Raw genomic sequence first — 14,083 nt, forward strand, 5'->3', positions numbered from 1 at the left:
ATAATTTTTCTTTTGTGATCATGCTCAGGATAGGTCTTTTATTTCCGCCGTCTTCATTAATGGCAAGCTCATTACTAACTAAATTGAATAGCCTAACTGCTTTAAAAAAAAAAGAATCTATTACACAGGTTTACCATTGGTATAACATCTTCGTTTCCCGATTTGAAGAAAAACATAGTTGTTTCAAAATTTATGTTGAATTCGTAATTCACCTTCTTTTGAATACATTTTTTTTATATCATTAAATTTGTAAGTAAACTCCCGTCCAGTTGGCTTAATAAATGTAATAAAACCGATAACTACTTTAATGTACTTTTGGAAAATGTTTTTTTCGTGAGAATAAAGTGAAAATAATATATGAGCATCTCTTTGCAAATCACTTTCTAACCTATCCGATAAATAAACAGTCCAATATTTTTCAATAGTTCTGTAGAAGTTCAACATCGCCCCTTGGGAGTTAATGTCTGAGGTTTTCTTAAAATCACCTTCCCTAACTAAAAACAGTTTTCCAGTTACTCGGCTTAGGCACACATACACATAATTGGTTTGTTGATATACATAATTTCTTTTAACTTCCGTATAATGGGAATAGAAATCAGTCATTTCATTGAAATTAACATCTAAGTCAATAGGCAAATTTTCGCGGTTATCCAGGAACGAAAACTGTGCAAAACCGTTTATACCTATGAACAAATTCGTGTGAGTGAAATCATTGTTTGCGGCAACTGCGAATATTGAACCGCTACTTAGACCGGCGATGAGCACGTTAACCAAAATCAAATACAATCTATTAAAAATCAGAAAGTTATAACAAGAGGCAATTAATCGGTTCGATGTACCCCCAAAAATTCACTTTCGAAGAATTGCAACATCGAACCGCTTTTACAAGTGAATTATACTCTTGTATCTACTTGATAACAGCGAAATAAAAGGTAAAAAAGAAGACCAAACGACCGTTTTTTGGTGCTTGCCCATTCTGGCTCCAGACTGGACATAATTCGAACCATTTGATTCACCCAGCTAAAGTTATTGAACGAACTAAAAGTTGCTTAAGAGATTCGACAAGGATATTGCATTGCTTTTTGGATGACTTAAAACTATTGGCAATTAAGATTTTTTAGATGATAAACTGAGAAGTTTTTAATCCGGCGAATGACATGAGGCATGGAAAATGATATTAATACCTCATGTAAACATCATAAGCCGCCTAAGCCGAGCTGTAAAGAGCACAATAATAAATTGACTTCCGCTACAATCTTCATCGTTTTACATTAATAGCGGGTCTAATTGTTACAGGTCCGATTAGCCCTGCCGACATCACCTGGTCATCACTGGCTTTAAACTGCAGGTATCGTTGATCCCCGCTTTTTGCCTTTCCTATAAAGCTGTTTAACTGGCCGGTGGCCACACGTATCTCTATTTTGTTGCCGCCTTCCCCGGACTTTCCGTCCAAAGATAAAAATTTAAAAAAATGAAAGATCTGACACAAAGTAGCCGAATGCTGATTGATGAGAACACTGAACTCTTATTCTAAATTAATATTGATCGTATGATTTCTTTAAATCACTATTTTATTTTGTAGAGCGAAAAGCTCTAAAAGCGGAAGTCGCCGCTTTTAGGTTTGCTTTGATTTGTTAGTGCTGATTATTTCAGCGCATAATTTATAAAACCGCCGTCGGCAATCAGTTCGCATCCTGTAATAAAACTTGCATCTTCGGAAGCTAAGAATATAACTACTTTGGCAATTTCGTCAGCACTTCCCATTCTCTTTACGGCGGTGCTGGAAGCATAGTGCGCTTTAAATTGACCTACCGCTTCTTCAGGGAAACCAAGTTTAGAATAGTTAGGGGTATCTGTTGGCCCAGGGCTAACAATATTTACACGGTTGAAAGTAGATTATGAATTGACAGATTTTGGCAAATCTCTTATTCCTTTACTTAAATCCATCGCTGAATGGGGAAAAGAAACGGCAGAAAAAAACAAAAACATAAAATACACCCCTAACGAAGGTATGGATTGTTCAATCCAGAAATAGTTTCTTGCGCATCAAATCCTTAATCGCCTACACAGTTCTAAATGTTCAGCATAAGTTGCTTGACATCCAGGTTTGAATTTTATAATTTTGTGCATGAAAGATCAAACGCCTCGCGCAGTTTCGGAATTTAACAAGGAACTTAAACTAAAAGGCTTTAATATATTCAAAATTGAGGAAGACAGTAACGCCACACGCATTTACAGCCGGAAAGACTTTTATAAAATTTGCTTAACGACCGGCAAAAGTATTATTCATTATGCTGACAGAAGCTTTGAAGCCAATGACACGGTGTTGTTTTTTGGCAATCCCCATATTCCTTATTCCTGGGAGACGCTTTCAACCACTTATGTCGGTTATACATGTCTTTTTTCTGAAGATTTTTTAAAGCTTTCTGAGCGCTCCGAAAGCTTACAACAATCTCCGTTTTTTAAGATTGGTGGTACGCCGGTCTTAAAAATTAATCATCAGCAGCGGGATTTTTTAAATACCATCTTTCTGAAAATGATTGAAGAACAACGCACAGATTATGTTTACAAAGATGACCTGATCCGTAATTATATCAATCTTATCATACATGAGGCACTTAAATTACAGCCTTCAGAGAACTTTGATCAGCATAAAAATGCGGCGTCCCGCATCACATCGGTTTTTCTTGAATTGCTTGAACGTCAGTTTCCGATAGAAACGGCTGACCGTCCCCTGCAATTGAAGACCGCACAGGATTATGCCAGGAACCTAAATGTCCATGTCAACTATCTCAACCGGTCAGTTAATGAAATTACCGGGAAGTCAACGACAGCGCACATATCCGAACGGGTACTTCATGAGGCCAAGGCCATGCTGCAGCATACCGATTGGAACATTTCTGACATCGCCTATGCCCTCGGCTTTGATTATCCTTCTTACTTCAACAACTTCTTTAAAAAATTAGCAGGCACGAATCCCCGCAATTTCAGGGCGTCCGAGATTTGAAATTCTTAAGTATTGGTTTGAAATCTTTTAACTTGGGCGGCAGCACCTGCAGTACTTTTGCATCTGAAAAACAAATCAGATGCTATGAACATCGCAGGAAAGGAAAGTCCGGAATTAAAATTTGATACGTCTGTTGCAGATCTCCAACCATCCTGGAATGCAGTGTACGCTATTTCTCTGGGTGTAGCTTGTCTGATCATTTCGGAGTTCTTGCCAGTCAGTTTGCTGACCCCAATGGCTAAAAGCCTAAATATAAGCGAGGGAACAGCCGGTCAGGCAATATCGGTAACGGCAATAGTTGCCATGGCCTCAAGCCTGTTTATGGGCGTGTTAACTAAAAAAACGGACAGGCGATGGGTACTGTTAGCATTTTGCGTGTTGCAGGTCTTATCCAACCTCCTGGTAGCGCTCTCACCGAATTTTACATTTTTGCTGGCTGGCCGAATTTTATTAGGCATCGGGCTCGGCGGATTCTGGGGTATGGCCGCAGCGACAGCTATGCGCCTGGTACCACCTAAATTGGTTCCCGGAGCACTCTCCATCATATTTGGGGCAGTATCTGTTGCCACAGTAGCGGCGGCACCATTGGGAAGCTATTTGGGAACGCTGCTCGGTTGGCGAAACGTTTTTTTCATTGTATCAGGACTAAGTGTAGGTGCGCTGGTCTGGCAGGCGGCAACGCTGCCTTCGATGCCAACACAAAACCCGCCCGGTTTAGGTTCCGTGTTAAAACTGCTGAAGCGCCCCGCTGTCAAAGGAGGTATGCTGGGGACGTTCTTCATGTTCATCGGCTATGCATCGTTATTTACTTATCTCCGTCCGTTCCTGGAGAAAGTTACTGGGGTTGCTAATGACCAGCTTTCCGTTTTGCTCCTAGGGTTCGGTGTCGCGAATCTTATTGGAACAGTACTATCGAAATACCTTTTTGAGTGGGGCTTACAACGCTCTCTGATCCTTATGCCATTTTTAATGTGCGGCATAGCTGTTCTTCTGCCAATATTCGGGAACATCATCCCGGTCGCTTTTTTATTGACTGCATTTTGGGGAATGTTTTTGGGGGTAATCCAGGTAGGCTGGACGGCGTGGCTGACACGTGCGGTACCGGATGAAACTGAAAGCGGCGGCGGCTTGCAAATCGCGATTATTCAACTTGCTATAACCACGGGTGCGGCATCAGGCGGAATCATGATGGATCACACCGGCGTTAAAGGCGTTTTCCTTGCCAGCGCTGTTTTTACGTTCGTCGCTGCCCTGGCCGCTATGCTGGCCTTTAAGAAAAGAGAAAACAAATAATATAAATAATTAAACACATAGACCAATGAAATACTTAGCAGGAATAGTGCTGTTCTCAATGATGATGACAGGACATATACAGGCACAAACACAAAAAAACAAATTGAAAATGGAACAGATCTCAGCAACAGGCTTTACTACCTTTAAGGTAAGCGATAAGGTAAATTTATACCGGGTTTCTTTTTTAAACCAGTATCAGATGGAGGTTATAGGCCACTTTTTTATTCCTAAAAATCTCGATCAGAAGCAAAAGCAACCCGCTATCATCGTAGGTCATCCAATGGGCGCTGTTAAAGAACAGGGTGCGGATGTGTACGCCTCTACACTGGCAGACCGTGGATTTATTACACTGGCTATCGATCTGTCCTTTTGGGGAGAAAGTGAGGGTAAACCGATTAATGCGGTCTTGCCGGATGTGTATGCCGAGGACTTCAGTGCTGCGGTCGACTTTTTGGGTACACGTTCATTTATTGACAAAGAGCGCATCGGCATTATCGGAATTTGCGGTAGCGGAAGTTTTGTGGTGAGTGCGGCTAAAATCGATCCGAGGCTGAAAGCAATTGCAACCGTGAGTATGTATGATATGGGTGCTGTTACCCGCAATGGGTTGAACAAGTCGCAAACACTTGAACAGCGCAGGCAATTCCTGGCTGCGGCTGCAGAGCAGCGTTATGCTGATTTCTTGGGCGGGAAACCCAATTATATGAATTATCTGCCGGAAAAATTACCTGCGGACGCTGATACAATACGCAAGGAGTTCTTTGACTTTTACAGAACAAAGCGTGGTATTCATATCCCCAAGGGACATACCCTGATGGAAACAGAGAACCGGACCAATTCTGCGGAAGTAAAATTTATGAATTTTTATCCTTTTGATGATATTGAAACCATTTCGCCGCGCCCAATGCTTTTTATTACCGGTTCAAATGCCCATTCAAGGGAATTTAGTTTTGATGCATATAAAAGGGCTGCGGAGCCGAAGGAATTGGTTGTAATTCCAAATGCCGGACACGTTGACCTTTACGACCGGACAGATTTGATTCCTTTTGATAAGCTGGAAGCTTTCTTTAAAACCAATTTAAAATAAAACACCTGAAGACAGTCGGTGCCCTGCGATTAAGAAGCCGGATCGTATTAACAATTTTGAAACAAATAAAATGAAAAGAACAAGTTTAATCATCTGTTTCCTGCTAATCACAGCTACAGGTTTTGCCCAGAAGACATTTACGCTTTATAGTAAAGACCTGCAGGGGCAGGCTACCATGAAAGAAAGACTGAATGGAGCCGGCTGTACCGGTCAAAATCAATCTCCGCAGCTTTCATGGACAAACGCTCCGGCAGGTACTAAAAGCTTTGCTATTACGATGTACGATAGTGATGCGCCGACCGGAAGTGGTTGGTGGCATTGGATTATGTTCGATGTTCCCGCTAACGTTAATGAGCTTGTTACAAATGCCGGAAAGATTTCGGCAAACCTGGCTCCAAAAGGTGCAATACAATCTCTCACCGACTTTGGTGTTGGCGGGTATGGTGGGCCTTGCCCGCCTGCTAATACAGGCATACACCAATATATTATAACGGTGTATGCACTTAAAACCGATAAACTGGGATTAAATGCGAGCACCCTTCCTCCTGGCGTCGGATTTACGATTTATAAAAATACCCTGGCGAAGGCAAGTTTGGTATTTTACGATCAATATTAAATGGGTAAGACTAAAAATTAGCATGGCAACTGTATTTGGCATTTAAACAGGATAGCAAGTATCTAAAGCATAACTACAGGGAGGGCACATGATGTGCCCTCCGGCTCTTTGACCAGTATTTCCCGCCAGGACCAGGGTTTAGCATCGGGCGGATAGCAATGCAATGTCCTCATTAAATTTCTTCCAGAAAATCAACTACTATAAAAAATCAAATAATTACCTGTAAAACAGTAAATTAAAATAAAAAAATCGTTAATATATTTGCCCACTGCCCGTAAGGAGAATGGGCTTGAACCAAAATGTGCCCCTATTTCACTTAAACGCAGGTTTAAAAATGGGATAAAATTAAAAATGGCTTTTACGATATCGTAAAAGCCATTTCGCTCCCCAGACTGGACATAACTCGAACCATTTGATTGAACAACTGATGATTTTGAACGGATTACAGATTGCTTAGGACAGTAGTCAATTCCGGTGTGACCTACGAAGATTCTTTGCGAAAGTTGAGCGGCTTTTTGTTTTCTTATAATTCGGTGAAAACATCGAGATCTAGCTGAACATAGATTATTTTCGTGATTTTTGTTCATAAAAACCCATTCACTATTCCAAAATAAAATCTTATTTCGTGGTGTAACATAGGGCAAAATCGGATATCTTACAAGCATACTTTATATTTATGAACTTTACAAATACTATCAAAATCCTTTTAGTTGCAGCTTTTCTCACACCAATTTCTTCGCAAGCACAAAACCTTACATCCGACAGCATTGATGTGTTTATTAAACAAAAGATGCATCAGAAACATATCCCTGCATTGCAACTTGCTATAATACACAATAACAAGATCATTAAAACAACAACATATGGTACAGCTAATCTTGAATATAATATTGCTGCTACCGATAAAAGTATCTTTTCTATAAACTCTATCACAAAAGCCTTCACAGGTGTGGCTATTATGCAATTGGCCGAGGAAGGAAAACTCAAAATCACAGACCCTATATCCATGTACCTGGATAGCTTGCCTGTTGCATGGCAAAAAATTACTTTACAACAGGTGTTGACGCATACTTCCGGATTGCCCGATATACTTGACGAAGATGAAATGGTACTTGGACATGGAATAGAAAAACTTGCATTGAAACAGGTAAAAGCCTTGCCAATGGAATTTAATAGAGGTGAAAAATTCAGTTATAACCAAACAGGTTATGTATTGCTTGGCCAAATCATCAATAAATTAAGCGGCATGCATTTCACTCAATTCATTGAAGAAAGACAATTCAAAGTGGCTGGCATGCCTTTAACCCGGTTCGGAGACTCTTATGACGTCATTCCAAATACTGCAGGTGCTTATAGGATGACCAAAATGGTTGATGGTCAATTTACGATGAACAAAACGCCTGGTACAGCATATATCCAATTTCCTTTGTTTTTTAGAACCGCAGCTGGTATATTGTCTACAGCTGGGGATATGGCTACTTGGATTATTGCATTAAAAGAGGGTAAGCTATTGAAGGACAAAGCAAGTATTGAAACCCTGTGGAAACCGGCGATCCTGAATAATGGAAAAATAGGCGGATTTAACGGACTAACCAATGGTTATGCTTTGGGATGGCCAACAGTTACCAGGGATGAGCATCCTGCTGTAGGCCCGGTAGGCGGCGGCAGGTCTGCACTGTTTGTTTACCTAAAAGATGATCTTTCCATTGTTGTATTGACCAATCTAATGGGTGGTAACCCTGATCAGTTCATCGACGAAATCGCCGGGTACTATATCCCCGATATGCATGAGGCAAATGGTTTTGGCTTAGCTCCGAACCTTAAAAAATTAAGAGCCCAATTATTAACAAAAGGTTTTGATAAGGCTGTTTCTGTTGCTTCTTATTTAAAAAAACGAGATACTTCTTTCCGGTTGGAAGAAAATTCACTTAACACCTGGGGATACCAGTTGTTGAATCAAAAGAAAACTTCCGAAGCACTTAATATCTTTAAATTGAATACGATCCTCTATCCGGGCAGTGCTAATGCCTATGATAGCTATGCAGAAGTATTGGAGATAGCCGGTAATAAACCCGAGGCACTCACCAATTATAAAAAATCAATCCAGCTAAATCCAAATAATAAAAATGCTGCAGAACAAATAAGGAAACTTACTTCAAATTAGATTTTCATCCCCAGACTGGACATAATTCGAACCATTTGGTGGAGCAACTGGTGTTATTGAACAAACTACAAGTTGCATAAAAGGGGCTCCATTTCCCTATTGACCACCTATAGCCTATATCGTAAGCATGAAAAAAGCCAACTTTTTCTTTAATTAAATGGGTTAGGTTGCAGAGATGATTTTCGTATAGACGATTAAAATGGCACTCCTAATTGAGCTTTATAAGTTGAGAATTGCTTTTTCTTTTATGTAAATAGCCGAAATGGGATATAAGTCTTTTTGTTTAAGGTAAATTCTTATTGCTGTGCTATTTCTATCGCGAAATTCATTTGGACATCCTGGTGTTGAATAATATCATTCATAGACTGTACGATCAAATAATCAGGAATAGTTCCCCTGTCTTTATGTTTGGTTTTTTTTACTGCCATGACATATTTAAATACGGGGATATTTACCTTGATTTGGGTGTTCGGCAGGAAGAATGTTATTTTATTTCCCGAGGTATTTCCGTAATAGCCGCCCCCGGTTTCCTCACCGACAAAAACACCCCGATTATTTGATCTGGCAATGGATGAAAATTCAGCTGCGCCGGAAAAGCTTTTACCACTGGTAAGGAAAACGACCTTTCCCTTATAATTACCCTTATGCGGTTGTTGTAATTCCACCAGGTCGGGATGGTCCTTTATGGCTTTCGTAGTTGAACTCAGGGAGGCATAATAGGCAAACGGGTGATCCGTCAGGTAACTGTAAAGCAAAGCCCCGTTGCTGTCGTCACCGCCGCCATTTTCCCGCAGGTCAATGATCAGGCTGCCAATCTTTTTATTCTCCAGCTCCTTAAATGATGCGGCTAAAAAGTCAGCGAGGTTTTCTTTGGTCTGAACCAGGTATTCATTAGCAAAGGTCCGGATGGTCATCACAGCAACATTACCTGGCTGATAAGCCAACTCCAGGTAACGATTGGGTATAACCCTCCCAGGAGGAGGGCATTCCATGTTTTTAAAATAACCCGCTGCAATGGTTTTTACCGCCGTGGCACCTCCGACTGTTTTATATTTTATTTCAAAATTTTCCTTAATTCCATAAACCACGTTATACAAATAGGCAAAGGGATCATGGCCGTCATTGACCTTGACATATTTTTCTGTCTGGATACGGCCATCGGATGATAAGTGTTCAAATAGCCGCTTCCTGATTGTGCCAATGCTTCGATGATCAATAGATATGATCTCTGTCCCTGCCGGTAACTCCCTGGTATTGCAGGGCACATAGGCGTTGTTGCCAATGAACCTGGGCTGGATCGGGAACAGCTTGACCTGAGTTATGAACTGGTTGATAAAGTCCTTTGGCAGAAAGCATTCGGTATGTCCGTCCTCTATCCCGCTGATCAGCTGGCTGATGATCGCGAAATAAGCCACTTCGTTCATCGGATGGTCCAGCTCTTTGAAATAGCGGTCAAACAGCCTGTCCATTTCCGCTTTGCTTTTATAGCGGTATAGCCCGGCATGTATTTTTTGCAGTGTGTCGCGCAACGCGGTGAAATCCTGTTGCAGCAATTCGGGCGCAATCTGTTTTGAAATATCATTTACAGATTGCGCAAAAGCAGTTCTAAAAAGGATAAATAATAGAAAAAGTATTAGTATTATTGGTTTTGACAGGAGTTTCATCGCATTCGTATTTAATGTAAATATCATTATTTGGCATCATTGATTTGCTGAATGGCATCCGCGGATGCTTTAGCACCGGCAGCATCGTTGAGCCGGGTACGCTGGTCTTTGATGCTGTCCAGCATCTTGATCATGAAAGGGGCCACGCCATCGCCCTTGTACCGGATAGCCACTTGTTTGAGTTCCTCAATACCTTGTAAAACGGCTTCCGGCCTGGTTAGGTGGCCTATCATCCCCGAAAATGCTTTAGACACGTGGATCTGGTTCTGTATTTCGGCTTCATGATAACGCTGGTAAACAAAGGGCCATTGAGCATCCCCGCCCTGATCCGCATACACGCTGATGATCGCCTGGCTCAGTTGCCCCTCGTTGTCGTTTTCAAATTGTTTGGCTAAACTCAAGCCCAATGCCGGATCTATGCGGATGATCCCGTTAAGAGCGGCCCCGGATACCGAATATGATGGACTGTTGAGCCTTTGCATGAACAGGTTCAGGTAGGCCGGGTCCTTCAATACTGAGAGCGTATTGATCGCATCTGCCTGCACTAAATTGTTCGGGTCTGTCCGGGTAATATTTACCAGCAAAGGCAAAGCGGCATCCCGCAGCGTGGCGTTCATATTACGGATATCTTCCTTGTTTTGATTAAGTGCCCAGATCGCTTTGCGGCGCAAGCCTGAGAAAGGGTCTTTTAAAGCAGCTATCAGCACGCGCTGCGCCTCCGGGCCATCTGCGTTCTTTTCTGCAAGGTTCATGGCTTCATAGCGGTCCAGGTAAAGCGGCGCATGGAAATATTGGTAGACCAACTCTGCCAGGGTCTTATGATCGGTCTTCTCTGCAACCAGCATTTTATCCGCATCAACATTAACCAGGTCGGGTTTTGAGGACGTTTTAAACACTAAGGTATCTGAATGACTGCGGAGCCAGATCTTATGTCGTTCTTTTACGCCATTAACATACACATCCACTGCGATGGGTAAAGTAAAAGCGGTCCCATCCTGGGTTTGCTGCACGAAAACCTTTTGCGTTTTTGCCGCCTCGTCCCATTGGTAGCGGATATCCAGTACCGGATGGCCCGCGCCATAATACCATTGGTTAAAGAACCAGTTCAGGTCGAGGCCGCTGGCTTCTTCCAGCGCCATTCTCAATTGTGGTACTTCGGCGTTTTTAAAGGCGTAGGTGGTCAGGTAAAGGTGCAGGCCCTTATAAAATGCCGCATCGCCCAGGTAGTTGCGCAGCATATTTAAAATGCGCCCGCCTTTAGAATACGTAATGCCAAATGGGTCTTTGGGATTTGTATAATAAAAAGTGACCAGATTTTTGGTACGGGCATCCTGCCGGTCCACGTAGTTCTGCAACCCGTTTTGGAGATGTGCATCCGCTGCATCCTTGCCGTATTTGTGCTCCAGCCAGATCAGTTCCCCAAAATCAGCAAAGGATTCATTGAGGGTAATATTGCTCCAGCTTTCACAGGTCACATAGTCGCCAAACCACTGGTGGAACAGCTCATGTTCCATGCCCGAATCGTAATAACTATCGGCCAGTTCTCTTCTGGTAGAAACGTTACCGAATATAGCTGCAGTGGTGTTTTCCATCGCCCCGCCTACATAATCACGGACGGACACCTCTGCATATTTGTTCCAGGGAAAGTCCACCCCTAAAGTTTTGGCGAAAAAATCAATGGCTTCTGGTATAACTCCGAAATTATCTTTCGCGTAGGGGGCGTATTTCGGCTCCAGGTAGTAGCTAACTTCCTTTCCGTGCCAGCTATCCTTAATGATCTTAAAATCACCTACTGCCATCATGAAAAGGTAGGGTGAATGGGGCAGCTCCATCTTCCAGGTATCGGTACGGGTACCGTCAGCGTTATTCTTCTGCGATGCCAGGCGGCCGTTGGATAAGGTCACATATTTGCCGGGAACGGTCATGCTGATCTCTTGGGTGGTTTTTTGATTCGGCTTGTCGATCGTTGGGAACCAGCAAGAATTGTTTTCCGGTTCGCCCAGTGTCCAGACTTGCGTTGGCTTATCCTTTTCGGTACCGTCCGGGTTAACAAAATACAAGCCGTGTTCGTTATTTCGCCTTCCCTTCAATTCTTCGGGCTTCGCCGTATAAGCGATATACAGCGTGTAATTTTCGAATGGATCGTAAACCTTATCCAGTTTGATATTTAAGCTCAGACTGTCATAAGAAAAATGCAAGGGTATATTTTTACCATTTTTCAGGATCGCCAGCGTATGAATATCCATCCCTTTGGCATCCAGACGAAGGGTGTCGGTCGGATAAAAATGAGGATGCAGGGTAAGCCATTCCCTGCCGTATAAATAGCGCTTTTTATAGTCAAAACGCACGTTGAGTTTGGTATGCACCAGGTCATTGACTTTGGCAGCGGTTTCCCTGTAACCTTTTACCGGGAAGGCAGATTTGAGGTCCTGGGCCGAAACCCGGGAAAACAACCCGGTAAGGAGGATCAGGTAGCATACAGAAAGCAGTATGCAAATGGGTTTGATGGTATATCGTTTAATTGGTTTCATATACATTTAAGGTTAATTAAGGCAGTATTTTTCCAGGCCCGTTTTCGGGGCAGTATTTTTCAAAAAGATTGTTTCAATATTTTACGAACTACTTATGGTTTTTCCCTGCGGTTGATATAAAAATAATAGCCCAGGAAACTGGCTGCAAGGCTGAAGGACATGATCGCCAGGGAATGGATGCCTAAGGGCTGGTAATAATCTACAAAGGAGAGACCCGTACCTAAGCCCATTAACAGGGCAAACCACTTAATGGTTACATTTTTATTGTCGCTGGTAATAGGTTGTAAAAGCTGCGATACTACATGGTCCGGCGCGCCTTTTTCGATCAGCTTGCTTTTAAGCCGAAAGTCCAGCAGCCATCTGATAAAGGTGAGTATCATTACGCCAAATACTACAATGGTCAGAATGGTGCTGGACAGGTGAAGCGCATCATATTTGAAGGTATCTTCAGCAGCGTTTGAATTTTGGGCGGCGGCGGTGGTCCATGTTCCTGCCAGAGTGCCTATGGTGATGATGAGTTTTTTCATGTTGTTTTCTAATGCTGTTTATAGGGTATTAGAGCGGCAGCTACTTTTAAAGTTGCAGTTTATTTATAATTTAAGATATTTAGCTGTTTCTGGTACTTTCGGAATATTTCGATGCCCTGGAAAACGAGTATAAACAGGATGATCAGAACAACCAGGTACATAGCCTCCGGCAAAATACCCTTGAACATTTTAAAAAAGTACAGCCGGTAGACATAAACCGGGATGCCGATCGAAGCCAGTGCGGCAAAAATGAGCAGATAAAACCAGCGCTCATCCCCGGCAACGGTGGTTTCAGGCTGGGGCAGCTGCGCCAGTACAAGGCTTGCCACATCAAAGTCAAAAGCCGGCTGGGGCAACTCGTCCATTTCTGAGAAGATCAGCCGGTAATTGGCCGCTTTTGCTTCACAGGATACGCAGGAGCCGATATGTTCTATCGTATTTAAATTTCCCTTCCCCAGCGCGTATTGCTGAATTTCTTCCTCGCTCAAATGAACCTTATTCATAAGTCCTCCTTTTTGTAATTGGCCAATATATTTTCTTTTAATGTTTTCCGCGCACGGAACAGGTAGCTTTTTATTGTGCCTTCGGGTAAGCCCGTGATCTGCACCATTTCCTCGTTGCTCAGTTCTTCCCGGTATAGGCTAAGTAACGTGCGATAAACCGGCGGGAGCTTATCGATCTCTTTCTCCAGAATATTGTTTAATTCCTTTTTGTTCAGCCTTGTTTCGATTTCATTTTCGAAAATGCTTAAATTGCGGCTGCTGAGCCCTTCCAAAGTCAGATTATCTGATTCTTCACGGTTACCGATTTGGTCCAATAGCAGCAGCTTTTTTTTCTCCAGATAATGCAAACAGGTATGGTAAGCGATCTGCCCGATCCAGGTGGATAGTTTGGACTTAAACCGGAAGCCGGGCTGGATATTCCGGAAGGTGCGACCAGGCGATTCCGTGCTATTTGGAGCACCAATTTGTGTTATCACTTTAAAAAATGGCAATTATTAATCAATGAATTGATATGGTCAAAGTGTTGCAGAACTAACGGTTCTGCTATTCCGGAACGTAGTGATCAATGGCTCCGTAACGTCCAGAAATAATAAAAGCCAAAGTTCTTTAAGAGGTAATTCCGATTTAAAAATGAAGTTTCTGTAGGTCATATAAATAAATATAAGTGTTTAATTCAATCTCGACACGTCTT

Annotated in this window: 14 protein-coding genes; 6 read left to right on the plus strand and 8 right to left on the minus strand. The window is 42.4% G+C overall.

What is annotated here, in order from left to right; genetic code table 11:
- Positions 1-183: 183 nt before the first annotated feature.
- From AB6735_RS17210 to AB6735_RS17220, 3 genes are all read right to left on the minus strand, one after another.
- Positions 184-603, minus strand: coding sequence for a hypothetical protein (locus tag AB6735_RS17210; protein ID WP_370997045.1), 420 nt, complete (start codon positions 601-603; stop codon positions 184-186).
- A gap of 655 nt (positions 604-1,258) precedes the next feature.
- The gene (locus AB6735_RS17215; RefSeq protein WP_090463400.1) at positions 1,259-1,453 is read right to left on the minus strand and encodes a hypothetical protein; all 195 of its coding nucleotides are present in this window, start codon (positions 1,451-1,453) and stop codon (positions 1,259-1,261) included.
- 191 nt (positions 1,454-1,644) lie between these two features.
- On the minus strand, positions 1,645-1,875 hold the full coding sequence (locus AB6735_RS17220; protein ID WP_090463397.1) for an SDR family oxidoreductase: 231 nt from the start codon (positions 1,873-1,875) through the stop codon (positions 1,645-1,647).
- A 10-nt stretch (positions 1,876-1,885) separates the two neighbouring features.
- Here AB6735_RS17220 and AB6735_RS17225 point away from each other — a divergent pair, with 10 nt between their 5' ends.
- The 6 genes from AB6735_RS17225 to AB6735_RS17250 all read left to right on the plus strand — a co-directional run bounded on the left by AB6735_RS17225 (position 1,886) and on the right by AB6735_RS17250 (position 8,167).
- Positions 1,886-2,035 (plus strand): helix-turn-helix domain-containing protein, encoded by a 150-nt coding sequence (locus AB6735_RS17225; protein ID WP_255366831.1) that lies wholly within the window; start codon positions 1,886-1,888, stop codon positions 2,033-2,035.
- Between the two features lie 93 nt (positions 2,036-2,128).
- Complete coding sequence (locus AB6735_RS17230; protein ID WP_090463391.1) at positions 2,129-3,007, plus strand: AraC family transcriptional regulator; 879 nt, start codon at positions 2,129-2,131, stop codon at positions 3,005-3,007.
- An 84-nt stretch (positions 3,008-3,091) separates the two neighbouring features.
- A complete protein-coding gene (locus tag AB6735_RS17235; protein WP_370997047.1) occupies positions 3,092-4,300 on the plus strand; it encodes an MFS transporter in 1,209 nt (402 codons plus the stop codon).
- A 25-nt stretch (positions 4,301-4,325) separates the two neighbouring features.
- Entirely contained in the window at positions 4,326-5,387 is a 1,062-nt protein-coding gene (locus AB6735_RS17240; RefSeq protein ID WP_370997048.1) for an alpha/beta hydrolase, read from the plus strand.
- A 70-nt stretch (positions 5,388-5,457) separates the two neighbouring features.
- Complete coding sequence (locus AB6735_RS17245) at positions 5,458-6,003, plus strand: YbhB/YbcL family Raf kinase inhibitor-like protein (RefSeq protein ID WP_370997050.1); 546 nt, start codon at positions 5,458-5,460, stop codon at positions 6,001-6,003.
- A 676-nt stretch (positions 6,004-6,679) separates the two neighbouring features.
- The gene (locus AB6735_RS17250) at positions 6,680-8,167 is read left to right on the plus strand and encodes a serine hydrolase domain-containing protein (protein ID WP_090463382.1); all 1,488 of its coding nucleotides are present in this window, start codon (positions 6,680-6,682) and stop codon (positions 8,165-8,167) included.
- 296 nt (positions 8,168-8,463) lie between these two features.
- Here AB6735_RS17250 and AB6735_RS17255 read toward each other — a convergent pair whose 3' ends face one another.
- The 5 genes from AB6735_RS17255 to AB6735_RS17275 form a co-directional block, all read right to left on the minus strand.
- The gene (locus tag AB6735_RS17255; RefSeq protein ID WP_370997051.1) at positions 8,464-9,831 is read right to left on the minus strand and encodes a S41 family peptidase; all 1,368 of its coding nucleotides are present in this window, start codon (positions 9,829-9,831) and stop codon (positions 8,464-8,466) included.
- Between the two features lie 26 nt (positions 9,832-9,857).
- Complete coding sequence (locus AB6735_RS17260; protein ID WP_370997052.1) at positions 9,858-12,362, minus strand: M1 family aminopeptidase; 2,505 nt, start codon at positions 12,360-12,362, stop codon at positions 9,858-9,860.
- 92 nt (positions 12,363-12,454) lie between these two features.
- Positions 12,455-12,889: a hypothetical protein gene (locus AB6735_RS17265; protein WP_090463372.1), complete on the minus strand. Its 435-nt coding sequence runs from the start codon at positions 12,887-12,889 to the stop codon at positions 12,455-12,457.
- A 59-nt stretch (positions 12,890-12,948) separates the two neighbouring features.
- Positions 12,949-13,392 (minus strand): hypothetical protein, encoded by a 444-nt coding sequence (locus AB6735_RS17270; RefSeq protein WP_090463370.1) that lies wholly within the window; start codon positions 13,390-13,392, stop codon positions 12,949-12,951.
- Complete coding sequence (locus AB6735_RS17275) at positions 13,389-13,868, minus strand: RNA polymerase sigma factor (protein WP_370997053.1); 480 nt, start codon at positions 13,866-13,868, stop codon at positions 13,389-13,391. Before AB6735_RS17275 ends, AB6735_RS17270 begins: the two co-directional genes overlap by 4 nt.
- Positions 13,869-14,083: the final 215 nt, after the last annotated feature.

Origin of the sequence: Mucilaginibacter sp. RCC_168 (assembly GCF_041355315.1) — a bacterium.
Taxonomy (GTDB): Bacteria; Bacteroidota; Bacteroidia; order Sphingobacteriales; family Sphingobacteriaceae; genus Mucilaginibacter.

Coding starts and splice junctions, on each gene's coding strand:
- AB6735_RS17210 (WP_370997045.1), bottom strand. CDS start 603: ATGACTGATTTCTATTCCCATTATACGGAAGTTAAAAGAAATTATGTA.
- AB6735_RS17230 (WP_090463391.1), top strand. CDS start 2,129: ATGAAAGATCAAACGCCTCGCGCAGTTTCGGAATTTAACAAGGAACTT.
- AB6735_RS17235 (WP_370997047.1), top strand. CDS start 3,092: ATGAACATCGCAGGAAAGGAAAGTCCGGAATTAAAATTTGATACGTCT.
- AB6735_RS17240 (WP_370997048.1), top strand. CDS start 4,326: ATGAAATACTTAGCAGGAATAGTGCTGTTCTCAATGATGATGACAGGA.
- AB6735_RS17245 (WP_370997050.1), top strand. CDS start 5,458: ATGAAAAGAACAAGTTTAATCATCTGTTTCCTGCTAATCACAGCTACA.
- AB6735_RS17250 (WP_090463382.1), top strand. CDS start 6,680: ATGAACTTTACAAATACTATCAAAATCCTTTTAGTTGCAGCTTTTCTC.
- AB6735_RS17255 (WP_370997051.1), bottom strand. CDS start 9,831: ATGAAACTCCTGTCAAAACCAATAATACTAATACTTTTTCTATTATTT.
- AB6735_RS17260 (WP_370997052.1), bottom strand. CDS start 12,362: ATGAAACCAATTAAACGATATACCATCAAACCCATTTGCATACTGCTT.
- AB6735_RS17265 (WP_090463372.1), bottom strand. CDS start 12,889: ATGAAAAAACTCATCATCACCATAGGCACTCTGGCAGGAACATGGACC.
- AB6735_RS17270 (WP_090463370.1), bottom strand. CDS start 13,392: ATGAATAAGGTTCATTTGAGCGAGGAAGAAATTCAGCAATACGCGCTG.